The organism is Priestia sp. 10L35 (genome assembly GCF_056395685.1).
Map to the genome: position 1 here is coordinate 1 of NZ_JBFTKA010000019.1, position 24961 is coordinate 24961.

Annotated in this window: 22 protein-coding genes, 1 pseudogene and 1 riboswitch; of the genes and pseudogenes, 10 read left to right on the forward strand and 13 right to left on the reverse strand. The window is 33.5% G+C overall.

From position 1 onward, the window contains the following. Positions 1-1369: 1369 nt before the first annotated feature. From AC1DEF_RS27705 to AC1DEF_RS27715, 3 genes and pseudogenes are all read right to left on the reverse strand, one after another. Positions 1370-1519: a phosphoesterase gene (locus AC1DEF_RS27705; RefSeq protein WP_097825524.1), complete on the reverse strand. Its 150-nt coding sequence runs from the start codon at positions 1517-1519 to the stop codon at positions 1370-1372. A 129-nt stretch (positions 1520-1648) separates the two neighbouring features. Continuing rightward, a complete protein-coding gene (locus AC1DEF_RS27710) occupies positions 1649-1828 on the reverse strand; it encodes a hypothetical protein (protein WP_043978786.1) in 180 nt (59 codons plus the stop codon). A 315-nt stretch (positions 1829-2143) separates the two neighbouring features. Continuing rightward, positions 2144-2344: pseudogene (locus AC1DEF_RS27715) on the reverse strand (hypothetical protein). A 598-nt stretch (positions 2345-2942) separates the two neighbouring features. On the opposite strand from AC1DEF_RS27715, the gene AC1DEF_RS27720 reads away from it, so the two are divergent. Next, positions 2943-3836: a hypothetical protein gene (locus tag AC1DEF_RS27720; RefSeq protein ID WP_097825523.1), complete on the forward strand. Its 894-nt coding sequence runs from the start codon at positions 2943-2945 to the stop codon at positions 3834-3836. Positions 3837-4683: 847 nt separating this feature from the next. Continuing rightward, positions 4684-4818 (forward strand): DNA-binding anti-repressor SinI, encoded by a 135-nt coding sequence (sinI, locus tag AC1DEF_RS27725; protein ID WP_116733209.1) that lies wholly within the window; start codon positions 4684-4686, stop codon positions 4816-4818. Positions 4819-4873: 55 nt separating this feature from the next. Here the strand turns inward: sinI and AC1DEF_RS27730 are convergent, their stop codons facing one another. Then, the gene (locus tag AC1DEF_RS27730) at positions 4874-5113 is read right to left on the reverse strand and encodes a hypothetical protein (RefSeq protein WP_043978780.1); all 240 of its coding nucleotides are present in this window, start codon (positions 5111-5113) and stop codon (positions 4874-4876) included. A 363-nt stretch (positions 5114-5476) separates the two neighbouring features. Here AC1DEF_RS27730 and AC1DEF_RS27735 point away from each other — a divergent pair, with 363 nt between their 5' ends. Further along, positions 5477-6313, forward strand: coding sequence for an STAS domain-containing protein (locus AC1DEF_RS27735; protein ID WP_043978777.1), 837 nt, complete (start codon positions 5477-5479; stop codon positions 6311-6313). A gap of 498 nt (positions 6314-6811) precedes the next feature. On the opposite strand, the gene AC1DEF_RS27740 is transcribed toward AC1DEF_RS27735, so the two are convergent. Then, on the reverse strand, positions 6812-7783 hold the full coding sequence (locus AC1DEF_RS27740; RefSeq protein ID WP_097825522.1) for a helix-turn-helix domain-containing protein: 972 nt from the start codon (positions 7781-7783) through the stop codon (positions 6812-6814). Between the two features lie 478 nt (positions 7784-8261). On the opposite strand from AC1DEF_RS27740, the gene AC1DEF_RS27745 reads away from it, so the two are divergent. From AC1DEF_RS27745 to AC1DEF_RS27755, 3 genes are all read left to right on the forward strand, one after another. Beyond that, the gene (locus AC1DEF_RS27745) at positions 8262-9410 is read left to right on the forward strand and encodes a tyrosine-type recombinase/integrase (RefSeq protein ID WP_097825521.1); all 1149 of its coding nucleotides are present in this window, start codon (positions 8262-8264) and stop codon (positions 9408-9410) included. A gap of 187 nt (positions 9411-9597) precedes the next feature. Beyond that, positions 9598-9810: a hypothetical protein gene (locus AC1DEF_RS27750; RefSeq protein WP_097825520.1), complete on the forward strand. Its 213-nt coding sequence runs from the start codon at positions 9598-9600 to the stop codon at positions 9808-9810. Between the two features lie 184 nt (positions 9811-9994). After that, positions 9995-10222: a hypothetical protein gene (locus tag AC1DEF_RS27755; protein ID WP_097825519.1), complete on the forward strand. Its 228-nt coding sequence runs from the start codon at positions 9995-9997 to the stop codon at positions 10220-10222. A 301-nt stretch (positions 10223-10523) separates the two neighbouring features. On the opposite strand, the gene AC1DEF_RS27760 is transcribed toward AC1DEF_RS27755, so the two are convergent. Both AC1DEF_RS27760 and AC1DEF_RS27765 read right to left on the reverse strand, forming a co-directional pair. Next, complete coding sequence (locus AC1DEF_RS27760) at positions 10524-10694, reverse strand: hypothetical protein (RefSeq protein WP_165574757.1); 171 nt, start codon at positions 10692-10694, stop codon at positions 10524-10526. Positions 10695-11026: 332 nt separating this feature from the next. Next, entirely contained in the window at positions 11027-12118 is a 1092-nt protein-coding gene (locus tag AC1DEF_RS27765) for a YsnF/AvaK domain-containing protein (RefSeq protein WP_097825518.1), read from the reverse strand. 326 nt (positions 12119-12444) lie between these two features. On the opposite strand from AC1DEF_RS27765, the gene AC1DEF_RS27770 reads away from it, so the two are divergent. After that, positions 12445-12756 (forward strand): hypothetical protein, encoded by a 312-nt coding sequence (locus tag AC1DEF_RS27770; RefSeq protein WP_028408938.1) that lies wholly within the window; start codon positions 12445-12447, stop codon positions 12754-12756. Between the two features lie 613 nt (positions 12757-13369). On the opposite strand, the gene AC1DEF_RS27775 is transcribed toward AC1DEF_RS27770, so the two are convergent. Together AC1DEF_RS27775 and AC1DEF_RS27780 are read right to left on the reverse strand one after the other, a co-directional pair. Continuing rightward, positions 13370-14455, reverse strand: a complete 1086-nt coding sequence (locus tag AC1DEF_RS27775; RefSeq protein ID WP_477727683.1) for an NAD(P)H-dependent flavin oxidoreductase — start codon at positions 14453-14455, stop codon at positions 13370-13372. A 42-nt stretch (positions 14456-14497) separates the two neighbouring features. Next, positions 14498-15700: a YbfB/YjiJ family MFS transporter gene (locus AC1DEF_RS27780; RefSeq protein ID WP_477727684.1), complete on the reverse strand. Its 1203-nt coding sequence runs from the start codon at positions 15698-15700 to the stop codon at positions 14498-14500. 127 nt (positions 15701-15827) lie between these two features. Here AC1DEF_RS27780 and AC1DEF_RS27785 point away from each other — a divergent pair, with 127 nt between their 5' ends. From AC1DEF_RS27785 to AC1DEF_RS27795, 3 genes are all read left to right on the forward strand, one after another. Beyond that, on the forward strand, positions 15828-16709 hold the full coding sequence (locus AC1DEF_RS27785; RefSeq protein ID WP_230185309.1) for a LysR family transcriptional regulator: 882 nt from the start codon (positions 15828-15830) through the stop codon (positions 16707-16709). A gap of 750 nt (positions 16710-17459) precedes the next feature. Further along, a complete protein-coding gene (locus AC1DEF_RS27790; protein ID WP_477727685.1) occupies positions 17460-17960 on the forward strand; it encodes a CBO0543 family protein in 501 nt (166 codons plus the stop codon). A gap of 136 nt (positions 17961-18096) precedes the next feature. Continuing rightward, a riboswitch (cyclic di-AMP (ydaO/yuaA leader) is annotated at positions 18097-18241 on the forward strand. Positions 18242-18372: 131 nt separating this feature from the next. After that, positions 18373-20202, forward strand: a complete 1830-nt coding sequence (locus AC1DEF_RS27795; RefSeq protein ID WP_097825512.1) for an APC family permease — start codon at positions 18373-18375, stop codon at positions 20200-20202. Between the two features lie 434 nt (positions 20203-20636). Here the strand turns inward: AC1DEF_RS27795 and AC1DEF_RS27800 are convergent, their stop codons facing one another. The 4 genes from AC1DEF_RS27800 to AC1DEF_RS27815 all read right to left on the reverse strand — a co-directional run. Continuing rightward, complete coding sequence (locus AC1DEF_RS27800) at positions 20637-21863, reverse strand: Ger(x)C family spore germination protein (protein ID WP_097825511.1); 1227 nt, start codon at positions 21861-21863, stop codon at positions 20637-20639. A 906-nt stretch (positions 21864-22769) separates the two neighbouring features. After that, the gene (locus tag AC1DEF_RS27805; protein ID WP_097825510.1) at positions 22770-23381 is read right to left on the reverse strand and encodes a hypothetical protein; all 612 of its coding nucleotides are present in this window, start codon (positions 23379-23381) and stop codon (positions 22770-22772) included. Positions 23382-23609: 228 nt separating this feature from the next. Further along, on the reverse strand, positions 23610-24614 hold the full coding sequence (locus AC1DEF_RS27810) for a DUF3231 family protein (protein WP_097825509.1): 1005 nt from the start codon (positions 24612-24614) through the stop codon (positions 23610-23612). Between the two features lie 237 nt (positions 24615-24851). Further along, the coding region (locus AC1DEF_RS27815; RefSeq protein ID WP_477727620.1) for an IS3 family transposase at positions 24852-24961 on the reverse strand (110 nt) is incomplete at its 5' end.

The window sequence follows — 24961 nt, forward strand, 5'->3', positions numbered from 1 at the left end:
CAGAAAGCAACAACCATTACACTAAGCACAAGCTTGAAGTCCCTTCGTTTTCGACTTTTAGATCAACAAAATAAAAGTTTTGTAAGCTTCAAAGAAATTAAGCATCTACTAGACAATAAAAAATCTCGTATGAATTTGAATAACAAAAGGCCAAATCTAGATAAAAATTGAATATTCACACGATGAAACTATCCATTTCCTAATAAAAAATACCTGGAAGAGTTGAATTATAATCCGAATAAGGGTCACTACATAAAAAGTGTCCCTTATTCGCTATTTGTCTACATTGTGTATAAATCTTAAAACCTTTTATTTAATATACTTTCACTTAAACTATCCTCTTGACGACAGTTAACAACCCATTCGTGAAAATGTATCTTTTCTAACCCTTAAAACTAAATTTATAAGTACTTAAAAAACATCGGATTAGAAAAAAACGATGTTTTTAGCACTTTAAACTCAGAAACTGATACTAATTTAACTTTTCCTAATGAATCTTGTTCCTTAATTTCACAAGTACCATTGTTATATAACCACAAAGCAGTATAATTTTTGCTTTAAATATGACATTACAATCAACCTTCACTAATTATCCTTAACCCTCCTTAATACTTGCTAATTTTCGACATAAAAAGAGGGATCCCTTTAGAATAACTCCCAGAGAGTATTGCACATGAATATCTCCTATCGATCGTTTGATCACTAATTATCTCTTTACATTGAAGAATATTTTTATTTACCCAGGATATTTTACGCTCTTAAAATCTACGTATATTTCAAAAAGTCCATAAAAATAATATAATCACTTTTTATAATTACAGATATAACTATTTATAATGTAAACGTTTTCTGTTATGATGAAATCAGGTGGATAGCATGCGTGGCTATCGTTGTATTTGGCGCAGGTGGAGCCCATACAAAAAGAAAGAATGAACTTTTTTTAACTTTGTGTTGTGTTACATACAACTTCGTACATACAAGTTAATACAATCAATAAGTACATTATTAATTTGGATGTATAAGAGATTACTAGATAGGTAATGATAGAAGTAAGAAACATAAATAAAGGAGGAAAAGATGTTGAAAGAATATAAACAGGTGTTTTCTAATTTTATTGATGAAGACCGATTCGAACTACATTCATACCTTACTTATTTATTCAATCAATCTCAGGATAACGATGTAATTCAGTTAGAAGATGAACATATAACATGATAAATGTACACATATTGTAAAGTGGAAGGGTAAATATATGAATGAAAAATAGGATAAGCGACCTTACTGTTCGAATTAGGATAGATAAGTCGCTTTTTATTGTTCTCATGTAAAGTCTTCCTGTTAGTGGGTTAATTCTATTACAGAGGGTATTCTATGAGATACTTCGAAGCTGTTTAGTTAATCGTAAGAGGGTTTCTTTATCTTTATTTTTTGAAGCTTGTTCCATTTGCACTAAAATTTCTGTTTTTTTAACGTCACGTAGATTTTTCATTGATAAAAGTTGATTAAATGTAGCATTCATGTCTTTTATCTCTCCTATCTTTGTGCAACCGTTTTTCTTTGTATTCCACACCCATCATTCTTTTTCCTTTAAAAGCTTTCTATATATAATAAGCAGAAACTCAGTCAAAAAAGACTGAGTTTCTGCTTATTATATGCCATTTACACCACTTTCTACCATAGCATGTTCCCAGCTAGGGAAAAAATAAAGTGCATTTTTCATTAGTTTTGGATGTGTTTGCTTTACTTTTTTCTTTTTTAGAGATTGTCCATTTGTTCCTAAGTACTGAATTTGGGCTTTGACTTCTTCGACCGTCATATCGGCTTGCATAAGATCACTCCCTTTATCAAGTTGACCCTATTATTCCCTTCTTTTAGATAAGTAAAACATATACTTCTAGAATTAGCTTATATTTATTTATATTTAATACAAATTATGAAGAATAACTACAACAAAGACTGCCGATTATGTATAAGCCTTCTACCAAGGATTCTTTCTCCGGAGTATGCAGCTTTTTATACATATGCTTGTCTCAGAAAATAGTCTTTATGAAGAAAAAATATATGTTATTATTTAACTCCATTTATAGACTCCTTTAAAAAGTTACCATTTCAAATGCTTTTAGAATAAGGGTGTTTTTTTTATTTAACTACTAAAGAAACTTCCACTCTTTCTTTTTCTCTTATAATGATGATGTCCATAACTTCCATGATGATCACGGCCTTTTCTATAATCGTCACTACTGCTATAACTCTTAAAAGGTTTTGATTTTCCTCTCTTGTAATCACTACTACTGTAATGCTTATGTTAATTATTCATTAGTGAATCAAACAGTTTCTTGAACATGATTTAACCACTCCTCATAATTAGTTTAAATCTATAAAAAACAAAAAGCGCTTTTATCTTTTTAGTAGATAAAAGCGCTTGATGTATAAACACAGACTTCACCTAACTAAAAATGTAGGCAAAGGTCTTGCTAACAATTAAGATTGCCAACAAAGCCGGAAACAAAATGTTTCGTAGTGACGACTTTTGTTGTACAGCTACTCCCCTTTGGAGTATTAAGTTTGTTCAATGTTAGCGTAAATCGATTCTACAAGTCAATTAATAACTAATAGCGTCCAAAAAGGAACATCCTTTTAGACAAATGTACGTCGAAGTATAGGCTAAATTATAATGGACTTTCTGTAGTTTAGAAAAGTAATACCTAAGTACTTTATAGCTTTATAAAGAGAAATTTATATTTATTTCTCCATGTGAAAATATGATATATTATATACATACCGATAATACGCCATACTATAACTAATTTAGGTAATCATAAATAAAAGCACTACTAATCCATAAATATAAATATCATCAAAGGCGTTAGTACAGACCACTAACGTCCTTTTTACTGTCTTCTTCACTTTAAGATTTCTACACGCACTGGAGGGAGATAACATTGAGTAAAAATCAAAAGCTATGGACAACGGAGGAAGATTTATTCCTTAAAAAACAATATGGACAGATGACGTTCCAAAGAATGGGTGAACACTTAAATCGTAGCAAAGAATCTGTTAATAAACGGATTGTACGATTAAACCTTCGAAATGAAGAGAATTGCTTACATAAAAAATGGACAACGGAACAAGATACTTTCTTAAAAGAAAACATTAATATCATGAATAACCGGGAAATAGGAAATCATTTAGGTAAGACACCTTCTTCTATTGCTACTCGTATTAAAATATTAAAACTAACACGACGAGAAACACTGCGGAGATGGACGAACCAAGAGGATGAATACCTATTAAAGTATTATGGATCCAAATCTCTTAAACACATATCTAAACGACTGCAGCGAAGTATACCAGCATTAGAGTCTAGATTAAATCGCTTAGGCGTATATGGAGTAAGAGCTTATACAGGAAGTATTACAGTATATGAACTAGCAAGTTTTCTTCAAATTGATGTTCATACTATCTATAAATGGATTCAAAAAAAGAAATTACCTCATAAAATCACGAGGGCAAAAACACGAAAATTTGTAGGAATTGAAGTATCAGCCTTTTGGAAATGGGCTGAGCAAAATAAAAAGCTCCTTAATTTTTCTAAAATACCTACAAATACTCTTTTGCCAGAGCCGGATTGGGTAAGGAAACAACGGAAATATGATTATTATAATCGTCCAAAATATGAAAAGAAACAGTGGACTGAAGAAGAAGATGCCCGTCTATGGTATATGTTCTACGAGGAAGGTCGTACTCAACAAGAAATCGGTCAACTTATAGGACGATCAAGGTATGGGGTTCAACGAAGGTTAAACCGATTGCGAAAAAAGAAATTGACCACTTAATGGCTGTATCCTGTACTTATTTTAAGCAATAGATCTATTCACTCGATATTAAAATAAATCTTAAAAAAAAGCACAGACCACTATATATGGTTTGTACTTTGGGCTAATGAATAACACTAAAAGAAAGATTGTCTAATAACAGATTAACAATTTAACGCTTTAAAGTAAAACGTTAAATTGTTCCATATTATATCCCTCGTTATTTAAGTAAATAGTAAATTATTTCATAAAAAATATAAGTGTTAATACCTGCTCTTACTGACGAATACAGAGCATGAGATCGTATACCTTGCTTTAAACAGATTAATGAGTGAGTTAATCTCCAGACATTAAATATCTTTATTTGAAAACGTATTCAAAAAACAAAAAAACCTATCTCTTCCCAGTCAAAAGAGGTAGGTTTTTTCTGTTGCAGAATTTAGTTGTATACGTCAATGTTTGGCGACATCTTGTGTAGTTTGCTCAATTTACTGTTTATTATTTATTCTATAATTACCAAAAAAAAGAAACAAACTTAAAAAAGAATGTTTCTTGAAAATTCAATCCAGTTTAATACTTTACCCTTATCATAGAAATCAAAACATATTTTATAAAAAATGTTTTGGTGCTTATAATGAACAGGATCACAACTAAAGATTTATATGAAATAAATCTTTAAAATAGAAAGAATTCAAGTGAGGGAAAAATTTGCTTTTTTCTACATTAAATCTTAATTAATTATATAAAAAGACTTATGTTGCAGGACATTAAAAGAAATATGTTGAATAAATAGTATCGATTTCTAATATATTGTTGTTGAATGTTAGAATTTAATTAATTCCGATTAGGAAGGTTGGAGGAATTGTGGGTGTTAAAAGAAGAAGATGGTGGGCTTGATCAGGAGTGGATAAGTCTTATGAAGGAAGCTTATCAATTAGGTCTCTCTTTTGTGGAAGTAAAAGAATTTATATATTCAAACCAAAAGGAAGTTCTTTCTAAATAATTCAGGCTCTTTTTGCTTCTTATAATCTGATTATGTAAACTTTAAAAATGATTTATTACTCAGTGACTTCTTTTTCCACAGTACTTATTATTCTATACAAAGCTAAAGAGGTAGCCTCCACATCTGGAAAATATTCAATATGACCCGTTTCAATATTCTTTACTTGAAAATTCTTTAGTTCCTTAGAATAACTGAGAGAAAAGGTATTATTTTTACTACAAATGGTATGAGTAATTTCACTGTCTTCATACTGTAATAAAGTTTCTAACATTTCTTTAATTTTAATTATTGTCATTTATCATCAACCCATTTCTCGCAATTTAAAGTTTAATCTATTTTACCATAGGGTATATATATAAGTTATTAGCTCCAAATAATTGAAATAAATATTTTAAAAATGAAATAAATTTGTAAAAAAGTGTAATTTCACCTTAAGGTTAGAAACTATATAACAAATGTATCATGGTTGGGAACCACGGATATATATGATATAAAAGATGTACTTGAAATATATATTTAAATGTGGGAATAAAGGATATTATTTAAAAACATATTTAGTATGGGTAGTATAGGGCATAAAAATAAATAATAATTCATTTGGCGATATTTATTAATTAAGGATAATAATAATCAATAAACAATAAGGGGTGTATTCAAAATGGAGATTATTTATAATCCGAGGGAGAAAATGACGGATTTTATTAAAGATAACAAACAAAATTTCCAAGACAAACTCTTATCAGAGGCGGTTAACGTAGCCTCTAATATTAATGATATTTTAGAAACAGGAAATATTGATCTTTTAAAAAATGCTCAAAAGTTATCTCTATATGTCGTAGAACAAAAAGAAGACCAACTCATTGCTTTCGCTCAGCAAGAAGGCGTAGCATGGGCGGAGCACGCCTTAACTCTTGCCTTCAAACTAGAATGGGTACAGGCCATTAGGCGAACATTATGGCATTTTCTCTATCAATATGATCGAATAAATAACCATTTTAATGACCTTGAAGAATTCTATGCCTTAGAAAAGCGAATTAATGATAGAATTGATCAATTTCTTAACACTTTTGTTATTAGTTACTCAAAGTATAAAGATGAATTAATTGCCTCCCAAAGGGACTTGGTTGAAAATTTATCGGTACCCATTATACCACTTAGCCAATCTGTAGCTGTACTACCGTTGATTGGAATGATTGACATTAATCGTATCCAAACGATTGAGGAGAAAGTACTGATGGGCATCTCAGATTTAAAGATTCAAACATTAATTATAGACCTGTCTGGAATTGCTAACATGGAGATGTATGTCATTGATCATTTCCAAAAAATATTAACTGGAATTTCAATGATGGGATGTAAGGCTGTTCTTACAGGTTTACGTGCGGACCTGGTGCGGACAATGATTCACTCAGGAATCTCCTTTGAAGAAAAAGCAGAAACAAAAGGGACGTTACAGCAAACATTAAAAGAATATTTAGAACTCCACCAAATGTAGGAGGAATAAGGAAGTTTACTCTACACACAGAAATGAATTTATGAAATTAGAATCATTTTGATGCTTAGAAAATCCATTATTATATAATCTTCTCATGGTTCCTTTAATTCGTTTTATGTTAACTAAGGATGTATACCATATACATCTAAAAAAGAAAAACCCACCTGATTTGTCAGAGGTGGGCTTTTCTTTTAGCTAAATATTAAGGGTGTAATTGCTTGTTACTTACATATCATTTAATATTTTTGTAGATATTTATTATAACCTATCAAATCATTTTGAGAAAGTAGAAAATGAAAACGGTTACTTGATATTAAAACTAAAAGGTATCTTTTCTATTTCATACCGATAAAATCCATTACGTTAAGTAAATAGTAAAGTATTTCGTAAAAATAATTAGTTTCACTATTTACTGTAACTGATGACAAATAGATCATTCATTATAATAGATAAAGACAACAAACTGGTGAGTTTGTTGTCTTTAGATTTCAGTCTATCCTATAATTTTTGTACAGCGTACAATAGCAATTCTTCCACATTCTTTTTGCCTAATTCCTTGGCTTTTTGCTGTAGTTCTTTCTTTAAATCGCTTGATACCTTTACGCGTACCACTTCTAAATCGCTATCAATATAAATCCCACGGCTGCGTTTGTTAATCTTCCCTGAAACAAGAACCGACTCTAATAGCTCAACAATTTCTTGTGCTGATTCCGTCAATAATACAGGTTTGATTTCAACGATAAATTGTTCTTTCTCTTCTTGTGGAGTAATTCTCATGTTGGTTGGGCTTAGGTACTCATAAAATAAATCTATGAGCTTGTAAAGTTGTGATTTTGCATAGGCTGTTTGCTTAAAGGCAAATGTAGCATAGCCTTCTTTGGTAACAGTTTTTTTTGATTCAATCTCGTAGGCTGCTTCAAAGCCTCGGTGAAGTAACTCCTCTAATGTTATCTCTTCATGTTGTTCTGTAACAGCCATAATTGGATCTTCTACAGAGATGATACGGGCAAACTGCTCTTTTTCTTCATTTTTCTTCACAAAAAGCTGAAATAGCGCAATATTTTGTTCGGCATGATAAAAATGACGCTTACTCGGTTTGCGCCCTACTTCATGCGTGAGCTTAAACGCTTCTAGATCTTCTTCATTCACAAAATAACAATTAATGCCCCGGTATTCTTCTTGGAACGCAGGTAACAGTTCTTGCTTAATATACTTATTCACCGTTGTGACCGAGATATCCAGTTGATGCGCGACTTCTTTTGTCGTAAGTCCTGGCTTTTTTAACTCTTCTTGTAAACGAACAACATCCTCGATATCAAATTCATAACGTCCTTCAATATGCCAGTCATCTTTATTAATAGGATTTAATTTTTCTTGTTGAATATATGTATAAATAGTTTTCTTTGATGAAACACCTAACATTCCCATTACATCTTCAATGGTAATAATTTTAGTAGGATTATCAATCATGACATACACTCCTATTCTTTTTCTTATATTTAATAATTAATTATATCATATTTATGTATAGTTATAAGATAAAAGTTTTTTTAACTGATATGTAAATAGTAAAACTAACTTATATAATATTATGTTTTATTATTTACTTTAGGTGACGACAAATAGGAGATTTTTCTACAAACTATATAAATACTATGCTATATTTATAAAAAGTAATTTTATACTTTTGTTTTTGAATAAGGTACAATTAATAAGTAATTTGTACAATAAATAGATTTATTAAAATACTCAATTATAAAAGAAATTGATATTTAATTAAGATCTCTAGTAATTTTAAAGTTGATGTCAAAATTATTATTATGTTTTAAAAGTTATTTATCATCTACATATATATAAATGTAAACTTAATATTACCTATAGGGGAAAATGATTTAACTTAAGGAAGAGTTATAAATAAAAAGACATGATTTATGAGAGGAGAGGTTTTATGCACGATTTCTCTTTAGTACATATAGGAACACAAGTAAGAGAAAGAAAAGGGGATTTCAATAAAATCGTTTCATTGATGCTGGATAGTACGTATTATGATGCATTAGAAGAAAGAAATGATTATCACCAGCGAAAAAATGAAGATATGTTCAGCGATTTTACAGATGAAGAAATGATGTACTACTACGTTCATCAACGAAAGCATATTCGGAAGGATCGAGAACGAAAAGAAAACACAAAGACGGAATACGTACGAATTTTGTTGCAGTTTTATCAGTATGCGGTACAAAGTGAGTCGTTCTTGCGCCAAGATGTTGACTATTATATAGAAGAAACGATTTTTAAAAACCTACGTCCTTGGCATATACGTAACTACCAGGCCTATCTAAGTACCGCATTATTGGGTAAGGGTGGGAAACCTTATTCACCCGCAACTTTAGATGCCAAAATGACAATTTTAAAGAGTTTTATGAAATGGCTACATGAAGCAAAGTATATTCAGCAACCATTACATAAGGAAATTTTGAGTACATCATTGTCTGAACAAGAAATCCCAAACCGAGATTTATATTACCATGAAGTTAAACAGTTATTGGACTATTACAAAGACCATTCTATTAACCATGGTTTGTTAACGATGTTGGCGATGACAGGATTGCGTGTACAAGAAATAGCTAAAGCTTCGTGGGGAGATGTATATCTAGACAGTTTAAGTGGCCATTACCGGTTAAGAGGAGTAGGTAAGGGTGGAAAGAAATTTGATAAGTTACTTCATCCATCTTTATATGAGCGCATCCTTGCTTTTCGAGAACGACGACACGTCAGCACAGCATTAAATTCAAGTGATCAAGGGCCACTATTTCCAACCAAAGATGGAGGATATTATCAATATAAAAATTTAAGTAATTATATTGTACGTATTATTGAACGAACAGAGTTACCTTTTGTAAAAGAACGGACTGACAGGATTACACCTCATTACTTTCGTCATTTTTATGCGATTTATAGTAGGCAGCAGGGAGCAGATATTTTTTTAATCCAGAAAGAACTAGGGCATAGTGATCGTAAGACAACTGAGCGCTATTTGGAAAAGGTTTTGCAACGAGAGCAAGAAATTGGACTCATGTGGAAGGAGCAAGATTTCTAATTAAAATACATGTGAAAGTCTCTTCATTTAAGTATGCTCATTCTCTGTAATTACACGTTCTGTAATGTTCTTATATATGTTAACCTAATCCGGTTATCCATTAGATCCGGTGGATGTTTCTACATTCGGCCCTATTACTACTGGCTTGTCTACAATTTCATAAGAATTATAAAAAGGAGGGACTTAAATGCAATTTGATGTATCTGAATTAGTTGAAGCAAAACGTCAAATTGATTCAACTTTACACAAACTTAAACAGACAGTAAAGATTTTTGAAGCTAAAGAAAATTCTAATAGATATAAATCTCAAATTACCTTAGCTAAAAGACGGATACAAGCATTTGAAATTTCAGTATCTCTTATTGAAAGAGAAATAAATGACGCTGATAAAAAAAGCTAGTTATCAGCTTTTACAAAGTTCATATTTATCGTCATCTAGAGTAATTTGTAAAACTATTATTTTTTATAAGTAGTTGTATTCATTTATCGGATGGGAGAGGATATTTAATGCTAAGCAAAACAGATGAACGGTTTACGACCGCGATTAATTATTCGTACAAAATTTATAACAGTGAGGTGAAAGTATGAAAGAAAACAATATAAAGAACCCCAAAAACGAAATTATAAAAAAGCATGAGAAATTATTTGTGAAAAAATTAGACCTTGAGAGTGAAGCAAATCGCTTAATGTTAGAAATTAATTTATTAGATGCACAGCATACTCTTGATAAAGTAAATCAGTTAAATCGACAGATAGACGATATAATTTCTGAAATGGATTATTTGAAACAGGCGCTTGAAGCTATTAAGTAAGTCTATATCAAAGTATGCTAAATTCTACTATCGTAATCGATTTTAAAAGGAATTTAACTTGTTTTTCCTAATAGATTATCAGGAAAAACAAGTGGCTGTTTATTTGAAATAAAGTTTGATCGATTATATAAAAAATAAGGCAAGGTCTTAACCAATACAACGCTAAGTTAAGGAAAGTAAAGCGTGCCATAAGTGCCTCTTTTTCTTAAAACAAATTGGTTCCTATAATTTATCTTATGTAAACTAGAAAAAGAAATAAGGCAAACCCTACTCATTTCTGAGTTAGGTTTGTAATTTTTATTTATACGTGTAACTGCTGATTAACCAATCTCTTTACTCTCTCATAAGCTTTGACCTCACCTTGGTAAAAACACGCACTGTTCCAGTCTTCTCTTTTCTCCGCATCCTTTCTCCAAGCATCAGATTGTTCTAGTAACTTATCAATGTATTCAATAAATTTCTTTCGCTCCATTCAATCACCTTCTTTTATCAAATTTGGAAATATTTTTAAGTTATTTTGATAAGTAATATTTCTAGAATTTAGTGAGAATACCTGTTGAAATTTGATATAATCTCCAGGACTTTTAGGAATAAAAGAAATGACCTCCAGTAATGAAAGTCATTTCTTTTATTTTATTACCTGTTTATGCTCATTTTGATGGGTTATTTTAATTCTTTTTGATTTTAAAAACATTACTTATGTTAATTTAAAGAAAAATAAAAAAAGCTGCCAATACAGCTAGGCAGCCCTTCCTTAAATATCCCTAATTATTCTCTTTGCTATAAACCATAGAGGAGATATACTTATTTCTTTTGCTTGTTTGTTGATTTCTCATTATTCTTCCCTTTTTCAGAAGTAGTAATATCCGTATCTTCAACATGACTTTCTGGTTTCTGATTGTTTACTGAGGCTGTGACCTCTTCAATCTCTTTGATAACAGGAGAAGTTGTCACTTTAAGTTGAGCTTCTTGTTTCTTATCGGCTGAAAGTTTAACTTTTTCCTCTTTTGAAGCATCAGAAGCAATTGCAGCTGCAACTTCTTGGTAACTTTGATCTACGTGATTATCCATGTTTTGATAGATTTCAGAGCCAGCAAGTTCAGGAATCGCGGGGAGTTCTGACTGTTCAATTTTTGCTTCTTCCTTTAGAACAGTATCCTTCATCTCTTTAATCTCTTGAATTTTACGCTTACCAATGATGACTTCTTCCACAACTACAGGCCTCTTGGTTACTTCAACTCGCTCCTCCATAATAGGAATACGAATGATCTCGTTCTCTGTCAATGGGCTACCATCATACTGACCGTCTATGACCGGGCGGCGTTCTACGTAGACTTCCTCACGCATAACTGGAACCTGGATAGTTCGTAGTTCTTCTACAATTTCCTTACGAAGTTGTATTTCCCCAGTCTGAACTCGCTCTTTCCTTACATTAAGTTGCTCTTCACGAAGTAGCACTGACCTATGCCCCTCTGTCTCGTATGGAGACTCCCTAACCGTAGTATATGAAGGAATTGTTTGAGTTTCATCCACATCAATTAGGACAAGGATTTTCCCTTCCTTTACATCCATTTCACACTGTTTTGCAGTAAAGTTTTGAATCCCCATTCTAACAAGTTTTGAAGTTAGGCCACCAGCTTGGGTAGTAGAAATCATTCCACCTGTCATCATGGTAAGAAAGCTGTCCATCATCACACCTGCCAACGAACTTACAGCTGGTGTTCCAGCTTCTATCATTACATTCGTCTCAGTCCCTAACTGTAAAGTATTATTGCTATCCTTTGCTACTACTAATATGTCTGTTTCACGATAACCCTGATGTTTTAACCCCTTAATTGCATGTATCGCTTCTTGCTCCGAATGAAAAGTCCCTGCAACTTGTTTTCTCGTTCCCATTTTCCCATCCCCTTAAATTTTAATTAAACGAAAACTTCTTTTCACATTTAATTCCATCCTTATTGTGTATATCATGTACCCAGTGGGTTTCTATTTAAAACTTAATACGGATGACTATGTAAATGACCCCTAAATTATAAAATGTAGAAAGATGAAGTAGAGGCAATATCCATATTCGGGAAAACTTTAGAGTTTTTATTGAAAAAGAACGTTTGTTCGTATATAATATGAAAAAGGAAAAACCTCATATTTTTCCTTAATTGAAACATATAGGATATTTAATACAGAGATAATTTACAATTAGTTTTCATGGGGGAGAAAAAGCGATGAATTCTACATACCATCATTTAAAAGATACAAAAAAAGAAGAAGGGCAAAAAGAATTACTTGAGAGAAACCTAGAAGCTCATAGAAGTAGAAGATGGGTAACCAACTCTATTTACGCTATGTCACTACTTGGAGTCGTACTTTGTTTCTATTTTCATGTACCAAAGGCTGCAATTATTACTCTAATCTTATTTTTAATATGTGCAACTAGCGAAATACTGTATAGAGCGTTAGATAAAAAGATAGAATTACGGTTAAAACGGATTAAACAGGAGAAAAGAAAGATTATATTTAAAGGAAATAAATCCTAACAGCTTTTCTATAAATTCCTTTCTGCTATACAGATTTGAAATTATTTTTTACATGAGAACGAAGAAGAAAGAGGTAGCTTGCTCTATCCAAGAAAAAATTACATACTATGGTAAGCTTCTGGTGGAAATCTAATGAATGAAGCCTGAAATCAGTCCTTCTGTACGTGTTTCTCACCCTCTTATTCCATAAAAAACGTTCGTAAACGTGCATGATTTTTATAAGACGTTCGTAATTTAATTAAAAACTTAAACGAACGATTAAAATGATAGATTTTCTATAAAAAAGAAAAGTCCGTAAAAGTATACTTTAATGAACAGTGTATAATTTAAAAAAGTCTGTGTCTTTAGAATAAATCTTTGTTTTACTTAAAGAGTTTAATAAAATAAAATGCCCCTCCTGTTGAAGAGGGACATTTCACATTTTTATTTATTTCTTACAAGCTATAGTGTGATTGTTTCACTTGATATTGAATCAAAACGATGAAATTCAATTTAATGCTGTGCCAATAAAATATTCTACATTTTTCATCTTTAAGATTAATGATTTAATAGGAAAACCCCAATTATATAGATTCAATAAGTGATCCGTTTAGAAAGAGACTTATTTGCTGATTTAACTGTAATTGAACGTTTGTAGAATACTTTTTGCTTGTTGTATGGTATCAGTGACTATCTCATTTGCTGTTTTATCCTTCTTTAATAGCCTTGTACTTTGACCACACCACAAAGACATATACTCTTTATTACCTTGCTTAGCTGCAGCTTTTCGAATCTCTCCAGTAATGGTATTTTGTGTAGGGAAACATAAAGGCTGAATCTTAAAATTGTCGAACTCCTTAATAAAAGTATTTGCTATTCCTCTTGCCGGACGACCTGAAAAATGTCTAGTAAGAACTGTGCTTTCTTCATTACTTTCATGAAGAGCTTCTTTATAACAAGGATGCGCCCCGGATTCTTGTGTTGCTAAAAATGCAGTTCCCATTTGGACACCACTCGCGCCTAAAGCTAAAGCTGCGATTAGTCCCCTTCCATCCATAATTCCGCCAGTAGCGATGACAGGAACATCCACCTGATCTACTACTTGAGGTACAAGTGAGAAGAGCCCAATATTCGCTCCATTGGGGCATTCATTTACATCGAATGTTCCCCGGTGACCACCTGCTTCACTTCCTTGCGCTACAATCACATCTGTACCCTGTTCTTGTGCTGTTAGCGCTTCTCTAACAGTTGTAACCATTGTAATAACCTTCATATCGTTTTCTTTTGCTATTTTCATTGCATAAGGTGGAAGAATTCCAAAAGCCGTGCTTACTACAGGAACTTGTTCTTCCACTAATACTTTAAATTGCTCTTTAAACAAATTTTTAGTTTTGACTTCTTGATCACCGCGCTTAATATATAAAACGCCTCGCATCGTGTCTAATACCTGTTGAACCTCTTCTATCCCAACTGTATTATCTGCCATTTCAGTAGTAAAAAGATTGACAGCAAATGTCCTGTTTGTATATTTTCGAATCTCTCTCACAGCTTGCCGAATATCCTCTGGATGCATATAAGCAGCGCCTAAGGTTCCAAGACCACCTGCTTCACATACGTTTACAATAAGATCTACCGTTGTAATTTTGTCTCCCGCCATACCAGCCTGTATAATGGGTACCTTAATATCTAAAACTTCACAAACACGATTATATAAATTCACTTTTTTCTCCCCCAGATTATAAAGTAAACTACACGGGTTGTATTAAGATTTAAATAAGCGATGGGACTTGGTAGTTAATACTTTTTTATTTTCATACTTTAACCCTGACATAAGTAACATAGACCCTATGAAGACAATTGCTGCTGCTCCTAATAAAGAGGTATTATAATTATTTGTAGCTTCTGAAAGCACTCCAGCAAGAGTGGGACCAATCATTTGTCCAACTGCGTAAGCAGCTGTGAAATATCCCATTATCCGGCTATTGTTTTTTGGCACCATTTGTCCTAGTAGCGTAGCTCCAAGAGAAGTAATCCCCATGAAGGTAGCTCCAAAGATAGCAGCACTCGCAAACAAACTAAACGATGAGGATGACCATACAGGAATGCTTACACCAATAGCTTGTATGAACATAGCTAGGATTAACGATTTGATAAATCCCCATCTTTTAGAACACGCTGACCATAATAGACAAGAAGGAATGGCTGTTATCCCCACTACTGTCCAAATTACAGAAGGGTCGAAATGAAAAGAAGGTGTTTTTTGGGCGATAGAGACAATGAATGTGCCCGTTACAATATATCCTAACCCTTCGCAGCCATTCGCTACTATCAAGAAAGGTAACCATTTCTTTGGTGGAGCTGTACTTTGGTGAGCTTCGTTTCCTTTTTTGTTATGTAGGAAGACAGGACGTTCTTTAAAAGTTAGAAAGATAACAATTAACAAAAGTAAGCTTAACCCACTTAAACCAATCCACGCTCCTTTCCAGCCCCAATTATGATAGAAAAAAGGAATGGAAATACCGGTTAGGAAAATCCCACAGCCAGGTCCCATATAAAAGAAACCAGACCAATTCGTCCTACCTATTTCTCTCAGCTTTCCTAAAACTATGCTGGAAGCCAATACAAAAACAATGGCACTACACACTCCAGATAGAAATCTCAATATTGCCCAAAGTGTATAAGAGGTTGTAAAACTCATCAAGCATGTAGTCGCAACACCAATAATTAAGCTTATCTTTAAGATAGGAACCGTTCTCCCCTTCATGGAAAATAGTCCCGTTAAAATAGCTCCAATTAGATAGCCTGCATAATTAGCTGAAGCGAGATAACCAGCAATAGTTTCCGGAAAATCAAATTTCTGTTGCATAAGAGGTAGGATAGGCGTGTAAGAAAATCTTCCGATCCCTAACGCAATGGCCATTGCAAGTAATCCTCCTATTAAAAATGAGAGGTTTTTTTTATCCATTTCTTCACTCCTTCCAAAAGTTGCTCCATATTTATCATATGCTTTTTTCTCCATATGGTATAATTCGAAATAAAGATATTTGCCATCACTTTAACAGATGGCAAATAGAAATTAGGTGTGAAGAAACATGGATATTCAATCATTGCGTATTTTTAAGGCAGTTGCTAAGTATGGAAGTATTTCAAAGGCTGCAAAAGAGCTAAATTATGCACAGTCCAATATTACGACTCGGATGCAGCAGTTAGAAAATAGCCTACAAACTGTCTTGTTTTATCGACATAATAAAGGAATTACACTAACAGCAAAAGGGGAATTATTAGTAACCTATGCTGATAAGATTTTTCGCCTTCTAGACGAAACGAAACAAATAATGAGGGATGAAGAAGAGCCTCAGGGACCGTTAGGAATTGGGTCAATGGAGACAACAGCTGCCGTTCATTTACCTGCATTTCTTTCTAGCTATCATTCTGCTTATCCTCAAGTGGATTTAAACTTAAAGACGGGACCTACTAGTCAGCATATTGAAGAAGTATTAAATTATAAATTGGATGGTGCGTTTGTCTCTGGACCTTTATCTCATCCTGACCTCATTGTAAAAAAGGTTTTCAAAGAAGAGTTAGTGTTAGTAGGAAATTTGTTACTCTCTCGATTCTTAGAATCAGAAAGGGTTGGTAATTTAACACTTTTAGTCTTACACAAAGGTTGTTTTTATCGTGAGAAGTTTGAACATTGGTTACGTGAGGAAGGTGTAAGGCCTTCTAAAGTTATGGAGTTTGGTTCCTTGGATGCGCTTATGGGATGTATAGCAGCTGGATTGGGAGTTACTTTACTTCCCCTGTCTATTGTACAAAGATACAGTCATCTGGAAGAGGTTACCTATTATCCTATTCCTGAAAAATTTTCATTAGTTGATACACTTTTTATTTACCGGGCTGATACTACCTTCTCTACACCCCTTATTAAATTTATAGAAATGTTTCAAGAGAAGCACTCCTCTATAACTTCCTAGAAAAGGAATTGGCACTTGCATCCTCTCTTATGTGGATAAAGACATTACATGCTCATCAAGTGAGTTTATAAATATAAAATGTACTACATGTATACAAAATAAAAAGCCACCCAGTATTTGCAGGACAGATGGCTTTTTACTATAAAATGCATGTGCAGACATATAATAACACATCATTTCCTTATGGACTATATTTTTTCGTACGGGCATATGTATAAAAGGTACACTTTTTATGCACCCTTTCTTCCATTTATCTGTAAGGAGATTATTGGCACATCAAGGATGTATAAAAAGATGTATAAACGATAAATTTGAAAAGCGAACGAGTCCTTGTGTATCAAGGACTCGTTTTTGATGTGGGTTCTGATAAGAGACTTTATGTTAACTAAGGTTGTATAGCGTATACAGCCTAAAAAGCAGAAAAAACCACGCCGACGGAGAGAAGTAGTAGTTTTTTCTGCTTTATTGCTAAAGGATTTTCGTAGATGCCTCACGGCGTCTTGAGTAGTTTGCTCGAAATACTATTTATTATTCAGTATTATTCTCTCTTAGTTATCCGGAGTAAATAATCGGTCAAAAAGATAATAGTAAAGGGACCGATTAGAACGATCAAATATACAATTAAAGGCTTACGTAACTTATGATTCATTTATAATAGATTCACCTCTATGTATGAATGAGTATTGTAGGGTTTCTTATATAGAATGTTCATTTAAAGAAAAAAACATTCATTACTATATTTTCTGCTTTTTGACAATCCTGTTAAAAGGTTATCTTAGTGAGAGGAGAAGAGAGAAAATACTAGTAAATATTATTATGGGATTTATTGTACCTTGGATTTTTGGTTTCATATTGTTCAAAAAAGAACCTATAATCGTTCTTCTAATTGCACCAATAGGTATGACAGTAGCCTTTATATTAAACGAGTGGGGGACTAATTACTTTTGGCAGTTCGAACCTACTTTTAGAAATCGAAGTTTATCGGCACTTCCTTTAAATATAGGTTTCTATCCCGTCCTAGCTTCTTTTTTAATTTATTTTAAACTAAAAAAGAAGGGGAATACCATCATGCTTTTATTTTGTTTTACTCTGTTTACTACAGGTTTTGAAGGCATGGGCTTAGCCGTAGGAAGAGTAGAGTATTTTAATGAGTGGAATATTATTGGAACCTTTATCAGTTATTTAATAGCGTATTTTATTATTTATGGTTATTATCAAATTTTATTAAAGTATCAAATTTTAAAGAATTAAGTCCTTCTTTATACAAATATAAAGACTTCATCCTCTTTGGTAGCCTTTTTCTGTGTGATTAATTGATATCTCTCTTTACAAATGGAACATTCAGGCGTATAGTACCTAACGTACATATATGATCTTGCTATTTTCATACCTTTTATCGCTTAATCCACTAAGGAGTGGGGGACCCATTTTTGTGTGCACTTGCACTAGGGGTGAATCCTTCGAAAAGAAGGTAGGGCTACTCTAAAGGCCCGAACCCGACAGCTAACCTCATCAGCGTTTGGAGAGAAGGTTTGCTTTTATTTGTCCTGGAAAGAACACTAAGCAGAACCTTGGTGTTCTTTTTTGTGTTTTTTTTCTGAGATGGGGAATGATGAGAGTAAACTAATATAGGTAAATGGCAAAGGTTTCAGGAGGAGTTTAGATGAGTTATTCATCCATCAAACGTTTATTAATTGGGAGGCCACTTAAATCAAAAGAGCTAGGTGAACAAAAGTTAAATAAGGTCAAAGCCTTAGCTATTCTTTCATCCGATGCACTTTCATCCGTGGCGTACGGCCCAGAACAAGTCTTAATTGTGCTTGCTACCATTGGAATGATCGCGTTTTGGTATTCAATACCTATAGGTATTGGTGTACTTATCCTTTTAACAGCACTTATCCTTTCTTATCGACAAATTATTTATGCGTACCCAGAGGGCGGTGGCGCTTATGTTGTATCTAAACATAACCTCGGAGAAAATGCAGGACTTATTGCTGGGGGTTCTCTATTAGTAGACTACATACTAACGGTATCTGTAAGTATTTCATCCGGAACAGATGCGTTAACGTCTGCTTTTCCTGCTCTCCATGACTATAGAGTCATTATCGCTTGCTTATTGGTTATTTTTATTATGATTTTGAATTTAAGAGGGGTAACAGAATCAGCTTCTGCTTTAGCATACCCGGTTTATTTATTTGTTCTTGCATTGGTTCTTTTAATAGGAATAGGCATATGGAAAGTAGCCACTGGTCAGGTCTCTCCTGACGTTCATCCTGCTATTGGAACTGCAGTTCCAGGAATCAGCTTATTTTTACTACTACGCGCTTTTTCATCAGGGTGCTCAGCCCTTACAGGCGTAGAAGCTATTTCAAATGCTGTAACAAATTTTAGACAACCGGCTGCAAGAAATGCGGTACGTACGCTTGTTGCAATGGGTATTATTTTGGCTATTTTGTTTTCAGGTGTCATGTTCTTGGCTTATTGGTTTGGAATTGCACCCAAAGCAGAGGAAACGGTTGTTTCGCAGCTTGCTTCCCAAGTGTTTGGACGAAATGGTTTCTATTATTTTGTTCAGGGTACAACGGCTTTAATTTTAGTACTAGCTGCCAATACAGGCTTTTCAGCCTTTCCTTTACTGGCTGTTAATTTAGCTGTAGATAAGTATATTCCTCGTATGTTTACGATACGTGGTGATCGTTTGGGCTATTCAAATGGGATTGTGACACTTGGAATTGCCTCTATTATGCTTATCATCGCATTTCAAGGTGATACAGAACGGTTAATTCCCCTATATGCGGTTGGCGTATTTATTCCATTTACACTATCTCAAACGGGCATGATTGTAAAATGGCTAAGAGAAAAGCCAGCTGGTTGGCAGGGGAAATTAGTGACCAATTTTATAGGAGCTTTTATTAGCTTCACTGTACTGATTATTTTCTTTACAACAAAATTCTCACAAGTATGGGCTGTTTTAATCTTCTTACCTCTTATCGTCTATCTGTTCCACCGTATTAAGAACCATTATGTAGAGGTAGGAAAGCAACTTCGTATCAAGCCAGGAGACAAAGAAGCATTAGCATTAGAAGGAAATGTAGTCATTATACCGGTTGCAGGCTTAACAAGAGCTGTCGAGAATTCCATTAACTATGCAAAAATTATTGGAGACACAGTGATTGCGGTTCATGTGGCATTTGACCGTGAAAGTGAAAAGAGGATGGAAGAGATATGGAACGAACGATATCCTGATATACGCTTAGTTACCTTCTACTCACAATATCGAAGCTTAGTGGGACCTCTTTTACGCTTTATTGATCGTGTAGAGGAGCGAGCAGATGATAGCCATATGGCTGTTACTGTTTTGATTCCGCAATTTATCACAAGAAAAAGCTGGCATAACGCGTTGCATAACCAATCAAGCTTATTATTAAGGGCACACCTTCTTTATCGAAAAAATGTCATTGTGACAACATTGCCTTATAAATTTAAGAAATAAAAAAGCAAACCCCTTTTCGTATGTATGAAAAGGGGTTTTAATTCGATCTTAGTTAGAGATAAAGACTCGCCAAAACAAAAAAGAAGATTCTTGACTCGTTCATTCCAACCAATAATCACAAGATGGTTATTCCCTATATACATAAACACATACTCCTTTAAGACCATAAGGCAGGTAAAGTAAAAAAACTACCTATAGAACTTAGTTAAACAATTAGTTATACTCTCTCAATGCCCCACCCTACAGCACCCTAATTAGAAATTCTTATCATCATTATCTCCCATTTTATAGAAAGCAGACTAGATAACCTAGTTGCTCAAGTTATACTCCCACCTCTTGTCTTAATAATTTATCATCTATTTTTTCTATATAGAAATCTTCCTTGATATGAGTGAATAAAAAAGAACGCTCAACATACAGGAACGTCCCTTTTATCACTTTTGATTCTCTTTTATCCCTGAAAGAAATGACTTGTTTCGTAAGCCAGCGCGACGTATATAGGCTTCCACTGTAATATCTACATCTAACTTTGGAAAGTACACATCGTTCCATTCCTTTTTTAATTTCTTAAATTGATTTGGTCTAGTACGATGAACTACTTCGCCAAATCCCAAGATATCTGTTTTGTTTTTTTGCGCACGTTCAATAGCTTTCTTCAACTCTTTTTTAATTTCTTTCCTCACAGATTGTTCGATTTTTGTGATGACCTTTGGATTAGTTATATCAACAGGTACCTCCATTTCACCGAGATCTCCTTCAACACGCGTATGAACAGAAATATGAGGGTGACCATTCTTCACTTGGGCAGACACACTTGTTTTTTGGCGTACAGTTTGATAGGCAATCGCTTCTTTTTTCCCTTCCCAATTAATATTAATATCCGTTCCTTGGATTTTGTCGAGAATCCATACTGTCCCTCTGGCTGGTTTTCCATACAGCCAATCCACTAACTTTCCTTGTTTTAAGACAGCAATTCCGGAAGCTTGAAGCGTGGCTGCAGGTGCACTCTCTTGAAGGTTATCCAGTTTTTGTGCTTGCTGTGCATTCCCAACTAGGCGAAATCCTGATACGACGGCTCCTCTTCCAGGAGACTCAAGGTTTTTCATCACCTCTTGGAGTGATGTTTTTACATTCTCTCCCCATTTTCTTTCCGTAAATTCTAAAGTTTTTAGTACTTTATTGGCAGGGATCTTATCAACTGGTGTTAACGTTTTAACAAGATCAGCTGCGGACGAATGATGCGCAATCACAATAGTGGAAGTATTTCGAAATTCTGGATCCCGATCTAGGGCATCGATTAAGGTATCAAGCCCTTCTTCTCTGGCCATTTTTTCTCCAACTACCAGCAAGTTTGCATGAGCATAATACAATCGTCGAGAAATTCTGCCTGAAGCCCGTCTACTTGCTTCGACTATATTATCACCAGAAGCCGAGTAAATGGTAATAGGAGGGCTTTGAGTACCGCCTCCCCCTCCTTGTATACCAGCCACGTTCCCTGGATTAATAATTTGGAGTGTTAGATGATATCTCCCCTCTTTCGTTTTATCGACACCCATGGCTGATACAATAGCAAGGTCCGTTAACTCTTTTTTACTCCAACAACTGGTGAGCAAGACCATCATCGTCATCAGCAGTAAAAGAAAAGCCCCTTTACGTTTCATTATTGTCACCTTCTTCGTGGTCTTTATTTGAACGCATAAAAAATAAATCCTTTAACACCATAACTTCTCCCCACTTTCACTTGACGAACGACGAAATCTGAACTGTTTCCTGTTTAATGATGTTAAGATTCGTTCATGGTGAATCCCGTATATGTTCTAATGAATACATTGGTTTGTAACATCAAGGTATCGATTCTTTCTTATGTTTGGATTTTTAAAGGATAAAGACATATTTTTAGTGTTTTTTTGGATATTTTAACCATATGCCGAACTATTATGTAAAACTGAACAAAAATGTTTCTACGCCCTACTAGCAGAAAGAGAAGAAGATGGTGGGGGTAACATGGTATGAAATAAATAAAAAAGCCCATCGACCTAAGTTGATGGGCTTTATCTTTCCTATATGAATTGTTAGACTAACTAACGCGTTTTTTAATTTTTGATTCAGGCTTTATTAGTAGCGAGGATAAAAATTCATAAATAATTGCGAGTACCAAGGGTTATTTACGCTCCTTCAATCTATATTTAATTTGACTTACATGTAATCATAAAAATAAAAAGTAAAGACTGATTTGTATTACATGGATCAAGTGGGAAATTAGCATCGTAACATCATACAGATAGATTATAGTAAAAAAAGATAATTTCTCATAGTCCTATTTCAAAAAAATTATTAAATAATTTTTTCCTTTTTTTCTCTACTCGGAATGCTTTTGAACTTAAATGTAATTAGTTATAGATTAGGAATGTATCGTTCAATATCACGTATACTTCTTCCTATTTGTAAAAGTATAGATTCACAAATAAAAAGCTCCTTATCATAGAAGAAATAGAGCCTTTTATCATGTTGTTTCCGATAATTGTGATTATGGTAACTAGATTTGTAAAGCTTATAAAGTATAAGGATCACTTTTCATATTCCACCTCAGCCCCTTTAATATCTGGGGGAAAGGAGCTAATAATTGAATTAGTTGAAGAAAATAAATCGTCATTAGATAGGGAAACAACAGATGCACCATCGTAAAAAATCCAAAACATTGTGCAATCTTTTCGTAACGTAACAACAGGCATTTGAACCTTTCTTCTTCCAAATAAGGTTTTTATATCCCGTTTTTCAAAGCTAAATAAATCTTCTGAAAGAGACCAGGCAGCAAAGCAATTCATACTTCCTTGGCTATATAAAAAAGGCATAACGACTTTAAATTGTTTGTAATCGTCAATTTTAGCTTTAATAAAAGTCTCTCTGTCTACTTTTAGTTTTACATATTCAATATTAGCAGATGAAAATACATCACCTATTTCTTCTGCATCGTAGCTTATATATGTAAAAAGTGTATATATGGGAAACCTATTTAACTCTTTCATCCAGTTATTAATAAAGATTTCTATGTCTACATCATGACCTTCATACTCTACAATGTAAGGTGCATCGCCATCTATTCCGAAGGGAAACAAACCACCGCCTGAGGGAATATCACTTATGTAGTTTTTGGAAAGAAACCCTACTTCAATATCCATTATATATTCTCCTCCAATACCTAAAGTGTATTTTAAGTATAATTATAATCGATATGTAAATAAGTTCCTATAAGCAACATTATGTCAATTACCTTTGTATATCTTATACAGCTTAAAAAGCAGAAAAGCCCCCTATTTTCGTAGGGAGTTTTTCTGTAGGTTAATGAGATTCTAGATCGGAGATACTTTTCAGCATCTTGAGTAGTTTGCTTAAAATATTAGATTTTATTATTTTTCTTTTGCTATTTCTTTTCTGTTAGGAGCAAGTGGTGGTTGTTCTATCCATTTATTTTTCACCATAATATTAAGCCATTTTTTTGTTACCATTAGGTTTTTGAGAATGATGCCTTCATAAGTTGTTACAAGGTCTGTTCGCATGGCTGATGCTAGACCTGCTCCGTGATACATTTGTGCAGCTTGGAACAAGAAACCAATATGATACATCATTAATTTATCAGAAAATGGAGAGTCTGTTGAAGTTGTAACTTCTGTTTCCCACGACATAGAGACTGGTAAATTATCGGTATGCATAATTTTTGAAAAAGCTTGTATTTGACCATCAGCCGTTTTTTCCGAGTCCTCTAAAAACTTTCTTACTTCTTTTGATTGAGTGACCTGACTAAATCCAATAGAAAGAGTTTTGGCCATAATACTTTTTTTAAGGTTAAAAGAGATACTTATAATTTCAGGTGCAGATAGACGTCTTCCTTTTCCAAAAAACCCATCCGTGAAGTCTTGGCTTGAAATAAATTCAGGGTTCTCTGTAGGATAAAAATAAGGGTCTCTCTGAAAATTTCCTTTCTCAAGTAATAATTCAATCGTTTGATGATACATCCTTTTTGCATCATTATCACATGAATCGTAAAAATGCCGTAGGTCTTCTCTGACGGAAACACCTAATGAAGTTGTATGTCCTAACAAACCATGCAAAGTCATGATATGTAAGTAATTCAAGCAGAATATATCAGTGAATAATTTTTTGGTATCTTTATTGAGGTCAGACTCAGTAAATCCAATTGGAACTGGAAACCCTTCGTTTTCTATAAAAGCTAAGATTTGTTTCTTTTGTTTTGCGAAGGTATTGATAGCATCTTCAAAAACGATCTTTATTGACTCATCCTCAATAATAGAGAACATATATCGATTTACTACATCTGTCATTGTTCCGTTTACATACTCTCCCCATAGTGTCCCTATTTCGGAAGATGTGAGTTTTAACTTATTCTTATCCATATTATCACCTCTTGGATAATATTTACTAATTTATTAATAGATATGAATTTTTTCTTAACAAAAAAGGTTTTTAGCATGTAATTTCCGATAAGGCACATTATGAAACTAACTTTGTATACCGTATACAGCTTAAAAACAGAAAACCTACTGACCATGCTTGAACTGAACCCAAAAAGTTAGGCACTTTATCTAGGCAGCTTGGACTTGTCAATATTTATTGGACACTAAGTTAAGATACTATGATGAATAGGCTTTTTCGTATTCAATAGGGGAAAGATAATGCAGAGAAGAATGCATTCTTTTGGTATTGTAATAGAGCTCTATATATTTAAATACTTCTTTTCGAG